The organism is Corynebacterium sp. HMSC034E11 (assembly GCF_001835905.1).
GTDB lineage: Bacteria > Actinomycetota > Actinomycetes > Mycobacteriales > Mycobacteriaceae > Corynebacterium > Corynebacterium coyleae.
In genome coordinates, this window is sequence record NZ_KV826415.1 from 262480 (window position 1) to 271234 (window position 8755).

Consider the following 8755-nt stretch of genomic DNA (forward strand, 5'->3'; position numbering starts at 1 on the left):
CACGGCACAATAAGGCCCATGTCGTCATTCAGCGAAGTCCTCGATCAGCTCCGTGAGAATCAGCCTCAGGGCAAGTACGGGATCGCGTTTGAGAAGTTGATGGTCAACTTCTTCAAGACCGATCCCGTTCTCTCTGCGCAGTTCGACGAGGTTCAGCGTTGGGATAAGTGGCGCTACAACGGTGGCAAGGCTGATACGGGCATTGACTTGGTTGCGCGCCGCAAGGATGACGGTAAATGGGTGGCAATCCAGGCCAAGTTCTACAAGCCGACCACGAGCATCCAGAAGCAGCACATCGATTCGTTCTTCGAGGCCTCCGGCCGCTCGTTTGAGACTGAGTCGAGCGTCGAACACTTCGTTCACCGCTACATCATTTCGACGACCGATAAGTGGTCGAAAAATGCGGAAGATGCTCTAGAAAACCAGCAGATCCCCACAAGCCGTATCGGCTTTAATCAGATCGCAGAATCACCCGTGAACTGGGATGTTGTGTTCCCCGGCTCCGAGATGCAGGTTCGCCTCACCCGGCGCGAAACCTTCGAGCCGCGTCCGCACCAGCAGCAGGCGATCGAGAACGTCATGGCTGGGTTCAATACCCACGACCGCGGCAAGCTCATCATGGCCTGCGGCACAGGAAAGACGTTCACTGCGCTCCGCCTAGCTGAACAAGTTGCAAAGGACAAGGGGGGCCGCGCCCGCGTCCTCTTCCTCGTTCCTTCCATCGCACTGCTCGCACAGACACTTCGCGAGTGGACTGCGCAGGCTCGCCTAGATCTGAAGAGCTTCGCGGTTTGCTCCGATAACAAGGCCAGCCGCCAGGCCGAAGACATTGCCTCGTACGACCTCGAGGTCCCTGTCTCCACTGATGGCGACGACATCGCTACTCTTTTCTCGCAAGGAAAGCGCGCCAATGGTCTGCACGTCGTCTTTTCCACCTACCAGTCCTTGCCCGCTGTTCATGATGCTCAGGCGAAGGGCCTCGACGATTTCGACCTCGTTATCTGCGACGAGGCTCACCGCACCACCGGTGTCACACTCGCCGGAGCGGATGAATCCAATTTCGTTCGAATCCATGATGCCGACTACATCAAGGCTGCTCGTCGTCTGTACATGACCGCGACACCACGGCTTTTCGACGACTCCGTCAAAACCAAAGCCGAAGAACACTCAGCCGAACTGGCTTCCATGGACGACGAGGCCATCTACGGTCCAGAGTTTCACCGACTCGGATTTGGTGAAGCGGTGGATAAGGGCCTGCTCACCGACTATCGCGTCTTGGTGATGACCGTGGACGAGGACGTTGCTGCCGAAGCACTGGCTCGGCACACGCAGGAAGGCATGAACCTGACCACCGCTTCAGCGATGATCGGTGCGTGGAACGCACTCGCAAAGCGCTCCGGCAAGTTGCAAGGGCAAAAAGGCGGATTTGAGGAAGATGCTGCACCGATGCAGCGCACCGTTGCCTTCGCGAAGGACATCAAGACTTCGAAGCTGATCGCGGAAACGTACCCGGGACTCATCGCAAGCCACCAACAAACGCTTCGCGAGCATGCTGCGACCAACGATGTTTCTCTTCACAACGTGGATTTGTCCGTCGCGGTACAGCACGTCGACGGCAGTATGAACGCGATGGAGCGCGGCAACAAGATCGCATGGCTCGAGGCATCCATGGAGCCGGACGAAACTCGCATCCTCACCAACGCCCGGTGTCTCTCTGAGGGCGTTGACGTGCCTGGTTTGGACTCGGTGATCTTCTTCAACCCGCGCAATTCCATGGTCGACGTGGTTCAGTCGGTCGGCCGCGTGATGCGCAAGTCCGAAGGCAAGGACTACGGCTACATCATCCTCCCCGTCGCGGTTCCTCCAGGGAAGTCACCATCCGAAGCGCTGAACGACAACGTTCGTTTCAAGGTGGTTTGGCAGATTCTCAACGCGCTGCGTGCGCACGATGACCGCTTCAACGCCAAGGTGAACTCGATTGGTTTGAACGGTGACAAGCCTGATGAGCTCCCGATCAATGTCACTCACGTCGAAGTCGAAAAAGCAAAGGCAGAGCTCGATAAGAACGACTCCACCCCTGGTTATGAGACCTCGGAGCTCACCTCCGAGCAAGTTGCACTCTTCTCCCTAGAGAAGTGGCAGGAAGCGATCTACACCAAGCTCGTGGACAAGGTCGGCACCCGAACCTACTGGGAAGACTGGGCCGACGATGTCGCGGTAATCGCTGAAAACCAGATCACCCGAATCAATAAGCTTCTGGAAACTGCGAGTCCGAAACTCCAGCGTGAGTTCGAAACTTTCGTGGAAGGCTTGCGCGGAAACCTCAACGACTCAATCTCTGATGCCGAAGCGATCAGCATGCTTTCACAGCACCTCATTACCGCCCCAGTGTTTGACGCGCTGTTCAGCGAACATGACTTCGCTGCCCATAACCCGGTCTCCCAGGTCATGCAGCGCATGGTCGACGCGCTCGACGATAGTGATCTGGATGCTGAGACTGATTCGCTAGAGAAGTTCTACGCCTCGGTGCGTGTGCGCGCTTCCGAGGTCACGAGCGCGTCCGGGAAGCAGCAGGTGATCAAGGAACTCTACGAACGCTTCTTCCAAAAGGCATTCAAGCGCGACGCCGACAAGCTTGGCATCGTCTACACCCCAGTGGAGATCGTGGACTTTATCCTTCGCGCTGCCGATGACGTGTCGAAGAAACACTTCGGCCGCGGGCTTACGGACGAGAGCGTGCACATCCTGGATCCGTTTACGGGCACGGGCACGTTTATGGTCCGCCTGCTGCAATCCGGGTTGATCGATCCGAAGGACCTAGCCCGGAAGTACGCCAACGAGTTGCACGCCACCGAAATCATGCTCCTGGCCTACTACGTAGCGGCGGTCAATATCGAGACGACGTTTAACGCGCTACAGGCCGAGGCCGCGCAACGTGAGGGCCTGCCGGAGCCGGAGTACGTGCCGTTTGAGGGCATCGCGCTTGCCGATACGTTCCAGATCCACGAGGACGGCGACATCCTGGATCTGACGGTTTTCAAGAACAACAACGAGCGCATCGTTCGCCAGAAAGAGGCCCCGATCAACGTGATCGTTGGCAACCCGCCGTACTCCGCGGGCCAGAAAAATGCGAATGACAATAACGCGAATCTGAAGTACCCAACCCTGGATGCACGTATCGCGGAGACGTACGCGGCAAAGTCGACGGCGACGAATAAGAACTCGTTGTACGACTCGTACTTGCGTGCGTTCCGGTGGGCGACGGACAGGATCGGAGAGCAAGGCATCGTCGCTTTTGTTTCCAATGGAGGATGGATCGACGGGAATACTAGTGACGGTGTGCGTCTTTCAATGGACGATGACTTCACAGACCTGTATGTGTTCAATCTCCGCGGAAATATGCGTGCTGCGAATTGGCGGGACGAAGGCGGTCAGGTTTTTGGTGTGGGATCGCAAACGACCGTGGCAATCCTCATAGGTGTCAAAAATCCTAAAGCAACGGGATTCACGCTGAACTATGCACAAACTCCCAACAGAGCAACGCGAGAAGAAAAGTTGAATTTAGTAGCATGCAACAACATTGACTCGCTGAGTTGGAAGCAAATCGATCCCAATAAAGAAGGTGACTGGCTCAATCAACGCAATGACGAGTTTTCAACCTGGCCGGTCATCGGCGAGAAAAACGGCACTTCGACGAAGTTCTTTGAAGAGCACTCGCGTGGCCTTTCAACTGCACGTGATGCGTGGTCGTATTCTTCTGCGACCTCCCAACTCGTAGAAAACATCGAGACGCACGTTGCGAACTACCGCCAAGCGCAAGACCTGTTGCGAAACGAAGGGTTTGAGGAGAGCAAACAGGGTGTCGACGCGTTGTTTGCTCAGCATCCTGAGTTAGTCGATAGCACGCAAGGGTCATGGAACCGCAGCCTGAAACAGGAGTTAGCCCGCGGAACCGAGATCACGGTCGATACGGACCGTGTCTACACCTCGTTGTACCGCCCATTTTTCAAACAGCGCAGTTATTTTGCGAAAGAGCTTAACGACATGGTGTACCAGTTGCCGTCGCTGTTCCCGACACAGCACCACCGCAACATCGGTTATTACGCACTAAATCCTGGTGCAGAAAAACCATTTTCGGTATTTGGAACGAGGCTGCTTCCAGACCTAGCTCTCTATGGTTCGAACGCTGGCCAGTTCTTCTCCCGCTTCACCTGGGAGCCCGTGGATGCTGAGGATGGTGGGTTGTTTGGCGAGGGCGCGTCGATAAGCAAGGGTGAGTCGTCGATCTACGGGCAGGTCGGCGAGGTCGTTGCGGGGTATGCGCGCAAGGACAACATCACCGACGAGATCAAGGCGCTCTACCGTGATGCGCTGGGTGCCGATGTGACTGGTGACGACATTTTCCACTTCGTCTACGGCAAGCTGCACGACCCGAACTATCGGGAGACGTACGCGGCGGATTTGAAGAAGATGCTGCCGCACATTGAGACACCGGGAACGCGCGAAGAGTTTGATAAGTTCGCGCGCGCCGGCAAGGAACTCATGGACCTGCACGTTGGCTACGAGGATGTGGAGCCATACCCACTGGATATTGAGGTGAAAGGCGACGAGTCTGATCCGGAGACCTGGCATGTGTTGAAGATGAAGTGGGCACGCAAAAAGGATCCGGAGACGGGCAAGAACGTCAACGACGTGACCAAGCTGATCTACAACAAGCACGTCACCATCACCGGTATCCCGGCTGAAGCTGACGAGTACATGCTGGGCTCGCGTTCTGCGTTGGCGTGGTTGATTGACCGATACCAAGTGAAGAAGGACAAGGCGTCTGGAATTGTGAACGATCCGAACGACTGGGCAGACGAGGTTGGAAACCCGCGCTACATCGTGGACCTGATCGGCAAGGTCACGCGTGTAGCGATGGAGACCAACCGGATCGTCCGAGGATTGGAGGAGTAATTATTCCTCCCATGTAACCGCTTCCGCGAGCAGCAAATCAGCGAGCTTCTCGTTGTGGAAGCGGGAGTACATGGTGGAACCTCGCCGAAGTAGCCGTGTGTTTAAGGCATAGGCAGCTTCAAGCATCTCGTCTAGGTGAGGAAATTCGAGATCTCCGTCGATGATTGCGAGGAACGTATCGAGGCTGAATTGGAAACTTGAAACACGTTCTCCGCGGTACGCGACCACACCACGGAATCCCCATGGGAAACCAGCGCCCTGAAAACGCGTTGGGTCGTCCAAAAGTGCAGTGTTCATCACCACAGTTACAAAGACGTTGGGGTCATTCTCGTAGTCCTCTGAGCGGCTAGCCACGATAAATAGCGTTTCGAGGTTTCCGCAGGACAGCGTCAGAAGGCGATGCTCAAACCGTGTGCGGTTTGTCGATGGCATACAAGTAACTGTCCACAACTGCCCTGCAGCAGCTGCCGGATCCGGCATCGTATTAGCGATATACCAGCCGACTAGCGCCCGAACCTCAAGAAACTTCGGGTGGCGCAACAGCTCTACAAGTTTGGCATCAACCTCATCTGCGTAGGACTGCGTCGCGCCCTTTGCTCGCTCACGCTCCCATGGAAGCGCAATAGTTGTCCCCTCACGGGTGACAATTTCAGCGGTGTCGTTACCCCGTGGCCGATTCGTCAGCATGATGTTCCTCACCGAATACTCGGCTTCAGTTTCTGTAATGAGGAACTGCTCGGCTTCGTTGAGCTGATCTGTCGGAAGGGGGAAGAAATCTACGGCAACAATGTCTGGCCAACGCCTACGATGACCCGCGAACCGTGTCACTACATTCCTCGACTGCCCCGGATACGCCTCGCCATTTTCAAAGTGCAGCCGGTAAACACCACACTTTGACTCGCCCTTCTTGAACGCGGGAGCCAGCGATGAAAGATCTCGAACGTCGATCGTTCGTCCCTCGGGAAGTTGCACGCTACATCTCTTCCTGGTCGAAGTGAGAGGAGTCCTCTTCGCTCTGACCGGCAGAGACGTCGCGCGGGACCGGTTTGCCGATCGCGCTCTCAACCAACTGACACAGTGCTTCGCGACGAGTGGCGAAGAACGATTCGAAGTCATCCGAACGCAACGCTTGTGGGTCAACGAGGTGCGGTCGAAGCAGTTCGTCGAGTTCTGCTTCTGCGATCTTCGCAGTCCGCTCGATCTTGCCCACGTAGCTCGACGGTGCGACGCCACCAATAACGCGGTTGGTACGGGCACTGAGCATCGTCTTGTTCACGATGGACTCGCGGTGTTCGTCGTCAATGTTGTTCTTGTTGCACCAAGCCTGCGGGAAGATGTGATGAATGTCGACGTTCATGTCCTTGTACTGGACGGCACCGAACATCTTGTCTTCCATCCAGTCCTTGGAATTATTGGCCATTAGCAGCGCCATCACACCCTTGTACGCTGCAGAGTTACGGGTGCGCATCGAGTGAAGACGGGATTCAACAAAGTTCGCATCGGTGACGGTACGCGGTGCAGGGCTGGTTTCGTCCTTGCACCAAGCGGGGACCATCTCCAGGTCGCGCGCGAAACGGGTTTCGATGGCACTGCCGTACAACTCACCAAACACGCCAGACCAGTACCAGCGGACAAGCTGAGCGCGCACCGAATGAAGATCAGCATCCTGCCCCAGCACCACCTTGATCGCAGCGAGCGGAACCAGTTGCTTCTGATACGGGATGTCTCGCGCGGTGAACACATGCAGGTCAGCGAGGAATCGTGCGGTCCACAAGAAGGTCTCTCGCAACGGATCGCGCCACTCAAGGTAATCCTCGAGGGTCAGGCGAAGTACGTCTTCACGTTTCGCAGTTACTGCAACCTTTCGCTGTTCCGGCGGTGCTGCCTGCTGCTTTTTCAAGCTCGAGAGCATGGTGACGGCCTGGAGAAAGTCGGTGTTCTCCACTTTCTTCAGGACCGGGTACTCGTTCCAAAGCTTTTTGGTTTCCACCCAGTCGTCGTTAAGTCTGAAATCCTCACCGGTCTCGGCGTAATAGGAACCATCACCTGCGAATACAGCAGTCAAAAGCTCGAACACATTGAGTGGAAGCCCACCGATGTTCACCTTCTCAAAGACCGTGGCCACGGCCGCCTTATCGGTTTCTTTGTCAAGCTCAATTGCAGGGATCTGGTATTGCGAAGCCCGCTGAACATAGGTATCGAGGAACTCAAGAGCGACATCGTTGTCCGGGTGCTTCATCAGCCACCGAGTGCCCGCGCTTGAGTAGAGCAAGTTCAACGGGAAGTAGCCGTTCTCGTACTGCTTTTCAGTGGTGCTCAGGTCCAGCACTACGTCGCGATCGAAGTTCTTCTTCATGATCCCGTCCGCCGGGACCGCAATCACTGCGTCTTCAACCCTATCGGGGTCGGCGAGCGCATCTGCAATATTGATGAAGAACCTTCTATCGAGGAGCTTCCCTCGGGCATCCTTCGTGTGGACAACTCCGTCTCCGGTCAGAGCCTGGGTCAGGGAGGTTAAGCGTTGCTGTCCGTCGAGAAGCAGGTAACCAGGTTCTTTATCCTGCACGTCAGTGCCCTCAACGGGGCGGGGCTTGAAACGAACCTGGTCATTACCGGTTTCCAGCAGCATCACGACTCCCATGGGGTGCCCACGGAGCACAGTGACCAGAATCTGACGAACGCGCTCTTCATCCCACTTGTACTGCCGCTGAAAATCCGGCAGTTGGATAACGCCGGTTGTGGTGTCCTTGAGGTACTCATCCAGCCGGTACATGGGAGTCTGGAAACCCATGGTGTTCCTTTCAGTTCACTACTGCGTCAAACACCACCGAGCATAGAGAGCACAAAGACGTCGCCGTGAAACTTTTCGAACAAATATGCCGTCAGACTCCGCAGTCATGTGGTGAGATGTGCCTCAACGCTACTGCTGCGCCGCTGATTCAGTCCATTTTCAGCGAGGGATCGCAGGTCAAGTCCCGTGTAGTGGTGTAGCCGTTTGTGCTTTCGGCTCGGTATGAAGTTCGGGGTTTTGTTAGGCGGTTAGCTGGTGATGTTCGCCATGTTCACCTCCAGTTTGGTGCATGAGGTGTTTGGTGTGCTCGAGTGCGGATAGTGACATGTAGCGTTTTTGCTGGATCCAATCGTCGTGCTGCTCGGCAAGCACCGCGCCGACAAGCCGGATGATGGATTCACGGTTCGGGAAGATGCCCACAACGTCGGTGCGCCGGCGGATCTCCCGGTTTAACCGTTCAGTGGGGTTGTTGGACCAGACTTTCTTCCAGACTGGTTTCGGTGCTGCGGTAAACGCCAACACGTCATCGAGGGATTCCTCCAGGTAGGACGCAACCTGCGGGAACTTTGGTTCTAACAGGTCAACAACTTCGCGGGCTTGTCGCCAGGTGGATTGGGCGTCGGGTTGTTGGAAGATTGTCTGGAACATCGCTTAAGACCATCGGCCACTGGGTCTTGGGGACTTTTTCGTAGAGGTTTTTCGCGAAGTGGGTGCGACAGCGCTGCCACGACGCATCGGGCAGCACTTCAGATATCGCGTGCTGGATGCCCTCATGGGCGTCACTGGTGACAAGGAAGACACCACGAAGTCCGCGGGCTTTTAAGTCCTGGAAGAAGCCCTTCCACGACGCGTTGGATTCCGTGGTGGCAACATGCATGCCGAGCATTTCGCGGTACCCGTCGGCGTTGACACCGGTGGCAAGCAGTACGGAGCATTTGACCACCCGGCCACCTTCACGCACTTTGATTGTCAACGCGTCGCACGACAGGTAGGCGTACCCGCCGGGGT

3 protein-coding genes and 1 pseudogene are annotated in these 8755 nt (G+C 56.1%); 1 reads left to right on the forward strand and 3 read right to left on the reverse strand.

What is annotated here, in order from left to right:
• Window positions 1–18 precede the first annotated feature (18 nt).
• Window positions 19–4956: a DEAD/DEAH box helicase gene (locus HMPREF2690_RS09705; protein WP_070820759.1), complete on the forward strand. Its 4938-nt coding sequence runs from the start codon at window positions 19–21 to the stop codon at window positions 4954–4956.
• Here the strand turns inward: HMPREF2690_RS09705 and HMPREF2690_RS09710 are convergent, their stop codons facing one another.
• From HMPREF2690_RS09710 to HMPREF2690_RS09720, 3 genes and pseudogenes are all read right to left on the reverse strand, one after another.
• Window positions 4957–5928 (reverse strand): GIY-YIG nuclease family protein, encoded by a 972-nt coding sequence (locus HMPREF2690_RS09710; protein ID WP_070820760.1) that lies wholly within the window; start codon window positions 5926–5928, stop codon window positions 4957–4959. It abuts the gene before it with no gap.
• Window position 5929: 1 nt separating this feature from the next.
• Window positions 5930–7747, reverse strand: a complete 1818-nt coding sequence (locus tag HMPREF2690_RS09715) for a GmrSD restriction endonuclease domain-containing protein (RefSeq protein WP_070820761.1) — start codon at window positions 7745–7747, stop codon at window positions 5930–5932.
• Window positions 7748–7987: 240 nt separating this feature from the next.
• Window positions 7988–8755: pseudogene (locus tag HMPREF2690_RS09720) on the reverse strand (IS256 family transposase); the annotation flags it as partial.